We start from the raw sequence: 664 nt of genomic DNA, 5'->3' as shown, positions 1-664 counted from the left end.
TCCAGCAGTTTGCGCACGGTCGCATCGGACATGCGCGGGTCGTCGATCAGCAGGGAAATGGCCATGCCCAAAATGCCGGTGGAGGCGACGAACTTTTTCCCGCTCTTGACCGTTTCCGCGATCTTGCGCTGGCCTTCCGGGCTCGCCACCGAGCGGATCATGCTGGCGAAGCTGAGGCAGGTTTGCTTGATCTTGTCGGCGATCTGGCTCAGCAGGCTGGCAAGGCCCTGTTGCAGCGCGGTGGCAAAGTCTTCAATGGCGCCGGGGGCGAGCGCGTTGAGGTTGCTTTCCAGCGCGGTCAGCAAGGCATTGCCAAGGGTGGCTTTGCTGTGGCTGCGCAGCATGTGCAGGGTCGGGCGGATTGCCGCCCGGGCGGCGCCGACGCCGGGGAAGGACATGATGCCGAAGACGTTGATGCCAAAGCTGATCCAGGTAACGACGTCATCCTGATTGCCATCGATCAGGGTAATCAGGTCTGCGATGGCATCGATGGCGGCAAAGACGCCGCCAACCCCTGGCAAGACCGAGCCAACGGTGTGGATGGTGTTCCAGCCGACGGTGTCGTTGGTCATGCGCAGCAGCCACTGGTCGAGCTTCTTCATGCTGAAGTCGACGTCGCTCTGGTGCAGGGTGTTGGCCGGGACCAGCGCCACTTCGCGGTGAG

The 664-nt window shown here is 62.8% G+C and carries 1 protein-coding gene; it reads right to left on the bottom strand.

The genetic code is table 11. The features are described 5' to 3' along the window. A partial coding sequence (locus tag ACF8K2_RS12900; protein WP_392465152.1) for a hypothetical protein occupies window positions 1–664 on the bottom strand: 664 nt, incomplete at both ends.

It is taken from the genome of Pseudomonas sp. xss_2 (assembly GCF_043104195.1).
GTDB lineage: Bacteria > Pseudomonadota > Gammaproteobacteria > Pseudomonadales > Pseudomonadaceae > Aquipseudomonas > Aquipseudomonas urmiensis.
This window is presented reverse-complemented; position numbering and strand designations above follow the sequence as displayed.